This is a genomic window from Pseudarthrobacter sp. 01T43 (assembly GCF_056398665.1).
The window spans coordinates 1-3,607 of the sequence record NZ_JBFTPV010000049.1 but is presented as its reverse complement, the minus strand read 5'-3'; the positions used below and the strand labels follow the sequence as shown (position 1 = coordinate 3,607).

The window sequence follows — 3,607 nt, the reverse complement described above, 5'->3', positions numbered from 1 at the left end:
CAGAGGCCTGAACAGACATAACAAACACCTCCGAAGGTATCGGGAGGGCCCGCGGATCATTCCGCCCGGGCCCCCAAGGGAATCTGATACATCCCGTCCTGACATCTCCGGAGGTGTTTGGGAAGGACTAACTCAACTCATATCAGCTGGCCGGTACCACGACTCCGAAGGAGCCCTCGTTGAGCGCGCTGGCCGTCGCGGAGGGCGCCACTACACCGAAGTCATAGCCCTTTGCCCGCAGTGCGTCGATGGTGCTGGCAAGGTAGTTCCACTGCGACGCGGGGCAGGCCAGGACGTCGTTACCGTCGTGGAGCAGAATGATCGCGCCAGGCGCGGCCTCGTCCGTTACATACTTCTGGACGCCGGCCGCACCGGGGCACTCAAAGTCGCCGGGTTGGCCGATATGCCAGTGCCATTGAATCCCGCCGCTCATGCCGATGCTCTTGATGTACTTCAGGGAGTAGGACGTGCTGTTCCCGAACGGGAAACGCACCAGCTTGGGCGCCGTGCCGGTGATTGTCTGGATCGCGGCGTTGGTGCGGTCAATTTCCTGCTTCTGCCGTGTCTGGCTGAGGTCGGGGAAGTTGGCATGGTCCCACGAGTGGTTGCCGATCACGTGCCCCTCCGCCTTGATCCGGCGGACGAGGTCGGGATACTGCTGCGCGTGGGAACCCTGGAGGAAGAACGTCGCCTTGACGCCCTTCTGCTTGAGGACATCGAGGACGAATGCGGTGCGCTGGGGCGAGGGCCCGTCGTCGAAAGTCAGGCCGATCAGTGGTTTGTCGGCGGCTTGGGCCGCCACCGTTGGGCCGCCGGTCAGCAAGGCCAAGACCAGGCTCGCGGCGGCCAGGGCCATGACGGCAATCTTGCTCTTTCTCATGATGCTCATCTTCCCTTCTACAAGGTTGTCTTCAACCTCGTTAGAGGAGCACCATAAGGCCGTGCCGAGGCACTGTAAACACCTAATCGCTTAGCATGGGAGGTCTACGAACCCCTAACCGGGGCAGGCCGAGCCGGTGCCAGACTCCGACGGCGAACCTCTCGGGTGGTGGCCTCAGGCTCCTATTTAACGCCCTGCCCCGCCTGCGGCCATCAGTTCCAGCCGCTTGAGCGTCTCCGTGTTCCGCGCGCCGATCAGCGCGTCACGCACCGCCTTGGGCATCAGTTTGCCGGGTCCGCGGATGGCGTCTTCGGCGATGGTGACCCGGCTTTGGGTGCCCAGGTCCTCCACGGTGATCAGCACCTTTGCTTCGCCGATCGGCCACCCGCGTGCCACCAGTTCCAGCGAGCGGCCGGGTTCGACGGCGGAGACTTGGCTGCTGTCGTCAATCACGAGCGGCCATGCGCCGACGGAGTGGTGCAGCCTGGCGCCGGTCCCGGGCCAGTGGGCGTCAACGGCGCGGATTCTCGAGGCGCCCACCACCCAGCCGGAGTAGAGCCACCCGTCGGCGATCACCCTCCAGACGTCCTCGGCCGGGGAGCTAAACACGCGGGAAACGGTTGACATGGCATTCCTTCCTTTCGGTGGTGCGGCTCGGTTACATCCGCCCGAACCGGGCACGGACCAGCGCGAATACGCCGTAGCAGATGAAACCGGCCCCGATTGCGACGAGCAGGTACGGGCCAAACGGATGGTCCCGGAGCGCCTTCAGGCTCCCGTCGAGCCCGGTGGACTCTTCGGGGCTGTGCTTCCAGGCCGCGATGACGAAGAGCAGTCCGGTGAGGTTTAGTGCGACGCCTTTGGCCACGTGTCCGGTGACGCCCAGGGAATCGATGAGCCGGCCGCGGAGGGTCCCGTCAAAGTGAAAGAGCTCTTCCTTGAACCCGCGCCGCAGTCCCTTCACCACGAAGTAGACGCCCACCCCCATGATGGTCAGGCCGAGTGCCACCAGCACAGGCAGCCCGAACGGCGTGTCCAGGAGGGCGGTGCTGAAATCGCGTGTGGTGTCGCCGGAATCTCCGCGCAAGCCGACGGCGAACCCGGCGAAGCTGAGCCCCACGCTTGCGTAGGCCACGGCCAAAAAGCCGGAGGAGACCAGCTTTGCGAGCCGCTCCTTGCGGGGCAGGTGGCGGGTGCGGACCGTGGCTTCACTCAGCTGCCAAAGCGCCAAGCCAGTGCAGGCGACCACGCAGGCCCACAGGATGGCGGGTCCCCACGGGTTGGCGGCCAACTGCTTAATGGCACCGGTGGCCTCCGCCTCGCCAGGCTGCCCGAAGGCCAGCTCGATTGCGATGGCCCCAACAATGATGTGGAGCAGGGCCATCACGGCAAATCCCGAGCGCGCCACAATGTCGAGCGCCTTCGTGTCGGACGCTTCCTCGACGGCGTCTGCCGCCTCGCTGATGCTCGAGTCCCCGTCTGCCATGGCTTAGCCGTTCATGGGCCCCTCTGCGTGGAGTTTGCCGGCACCCGGGCCTTCAACATGTACGGTGCACCGGACTACCAGCTTGCCCGGAGCGTGATCCAGCTCCACGAGGCTGTCATTTGCGCTCAATGAGGTGAAGACTTCGGAGCCCTCCACCACGGTGACACCTTTGGCCTTTGCAGTCTCGGTCGCGTTTCTGAGTGCTTCCTTCTCAAGGCCAGACATGTATCCACCGTCGTCTTCACGTGATGGGTCGCCGAATGCCCAGCCGAACAAAGTGCCTGTTTCCATGGCCACGATGTTACGCGTACCCGCTGCTGAAGACGGGGTTCCGTAACATTACTAAGTGTGCTTACCATAGCGTGAGCCTGACCCTCAGGGGATCAGCAAAGACCGCACCAGCGGCATTTCAGAACCAGTCCAACGTGAGGAAGACACATCATGGCAGGAAATCTTGTTGCCCGCTCCGTCCACGACCTGACGGCCGCGGCGTGGTTCGGCGGATCACTCATGGGTGCAGTCGGGTTGAACGGGGCGGCTGCGGAGGCCAAGGACCCGTCCGAACGTACCCGGCTCTCGAGTGCGGGCTGGATGAAGTGGGCGCCGCTCCAGACGGCCGCGTTCGCATCGCACCTGGTTGCCGACCTCGCTATCGCCTGGGAGAACAAGGGGCGCATCGCCAAGCAGGATGGCGTTGCCAGGGACACGGTGGTCAAGACGGCAGTGACAGTGGCCGGTGCCGCCGTGACCCTGTACGCAGGCATCCTAGGCAAGAAGGTGGACCAGCTCGCGGACCAGGGCAGCGAGGGCGCCACCGAGCCCAGGGCCTCGGCCTCCGATGAGCTGAAGTCGGCACAGCAGCAGCTCAAGATGCTGCAGTGGGCCATTCCCGCCTTCGCCGCCGCCGTGATCATCCTCGGGGCCAAGCACGGCGAAATGCAGCGGCCCAAGAACGTTTCCGCAGGCCTCCGCTCCTAGCGCCGCGACGGCATCAGCGGCCCCTACGACATAAGCAGAAACGCACGACGGCGGTTCGGCACTTGGGTGCCGGACCGCCGTCGTGCGCGTGGGCGTTGGGAACCCGGCCCCCCAACTGATATGTAGGAACGTTTGTCAAGGGGCAGAGGTGAGCGGCTCCCAGCTGTTGTGGTGGGGGGTCCGCTGGTTTGGGTGCCGTCCGGGTGTGGTGGTCGTGCTGGCGAGTCTTGTTTCGACTGGCAGTGTCAGACTGATATTCGCGG

General features: G+C 64.5%; 5 protein-coding genes. 1 reads left to right on the top strand and 4 read right to left on the bottom strand.

Features of this window, described 5'->3' with window-relative positions; translation table 11 throughout:
- Positions 1 to 142: 142 nt before the first annotated feature.
- From AC1DIM_RS19580 to AC1DIM_RS19565, 4 genes are all read right to left on the bottom strand, one after another.
- Positions 143 to 889, bottom strand: coding sequence for a polysaccharide deacetylase family protein (locus AC1DIM_RS19580; protein WP_477712147.1), 747 nt, complete (start codon positions 887 to 889; stop codon positions 143 to 145).
- A gap of 177 nt (positions 890 to 1,066) precedes the next feature.
- Entirely contained in the window at positions 1,067 to 1,507 is a 441-nt protein-coding gene (locus tag AC1DIM_RS19575; RefSeq protein ID WP_477712146.1) for an SRPBCC family protein, read from the bottom strand.
- A 31-nt stretch (positions 1,508 to 1,538) separates the two neighbouring features.
- Entirely contained in the window at positions 1,539 to 2,366 is an 828-nt protein-coding gene (locus AC1DIM_RS19570) for a DUF1206 domain-containing protein (protein ID WP_477712145.1), read from the bottom strand.
- A 3-nt stretch (positions 2,367 to 2,369) separates the two neighbouring features.
- Positions 2,370 to 2,657 carry a hypothetical protein gene (locus AC1DIM_RS19565; RefSeq protein WP_477712144.1) on the bottom strand — a complete coding sequence of 96 codons (288 nt, stop codon included), beginning with the start codon at positions 2,655 to 2,657 and terminating at the stop codon, positions 2,370 to 2,372.
- A 150-nt stretch (positions 2,658 to 2,807) separates the two neighbouring features.
- On the opposite strand from AC1DIM_RS19565, the gene AC1DIM_RS19560 reads away from it, so the two are divergent.
- Complete coding sequence (locus AC1DIM_RS19560; RefSeq protein ID WP_477712143.1) at positions 2,808 to 3,344, top strand: hypothetical protein; 537 nt, start codon at positions 2,808 to 2,810, stop codon at positions 3,342 to 3,344.
- Positions 3,345 to 3,607: the final 263 nt, after the last annotated feature.

Coding starts and splice junctions, on each gene's coding strand:
- AC1DIM_RS19580 (WP_477712147.1), bottom strand. CDS start 889: ATGAGCATCATGAGAAAGAGCAAGATTGCCGTCATGGCCCTGGCCGCC.
- AC1DIM_RS19575 (WP_477712146.1), bottom strand. CDS start 1,507: ATGTCAACCGTTTCCCGCGTGTTTAGCTCCCCGGCCGAGGACGTCTGG.
- AC1DIM_RS19570 (WP_477712145.1), bottom strand. CDS start 2,366: ATGGCAGACGGGGACTCGAGCATCAGCGAGGCGGCAGACGCCGTCGAG.
- AC1DIM_RS19565 (WP_477712144.1), bottom strand. CDS start 2,657: ATGGAAACAGGCACTTTGTTCGGCTGGGCATTCGGCGACCCATCACGT.
- AC1DIM_RS19560 (WP_477712143.1), top strand. CDS start 2,808: ATGGCAGGAAATCTTGTTGCCCGCTCCGTCCACGACCTGACGGCCGCG.